Source organism: Sphingomonas sp. CFBP 8760, from assembly GCF_014841615.1.
Classification (GTDB): Bacteria; Pseudomonadota; Alphaproteobacteria; order Sphingomonadales; family Sphingomonadaceae; genus Sphingomonas.
Genome location: NZ_JACYUG010000070.1, coordinates 1 through 315 on the forward strand (window position 1 = coordinate 1; position 315 = coordinate 315).

Annotated in this window: 1 protein-coding gene; it reads right to left on the reverse strand. The window is 69.5% G+C overall.

The window, feature by feature from the left end; genetic code table 11:
- Positions 1 to 315, reverse strand: a 315-nt coding sequence (locus tag IFT82_RS20390; protein ID WP_192129949.1) for a helix-turn-helix domain-containing protein, incomplete at both ends; no start/stop codon positions are given.

Sequence of the window (315 nt, forward strand, 5' to 3'; positions counted from 1 at the left end):
ACCACCGAGGAGGCCGCGATACCAACCGCCTTTGCCATGGCGCGCACCGTCCAGTGCGTCGCCTCGTGCCCAGGCGGCTCCAGCGTCAACGCCACGACCCTGTCGACCAGCGTGGGCTTGAGCGGCGCGATCCCCGGCGGTCGCGTCTTGTCGCGCAGCAGGCCATCGACGCCCTCGGCCATGAACCGCTCTTGCCAGCGCCACACGCAGGTCTTCGACTTGCCCGTCGCCGCCATGATCGCGACCGTGCCCAGACCATCCTCGCTCAGCAGGACGATCCGCGCCCGCCACACATGCTTCTGCGGTGAACCACGC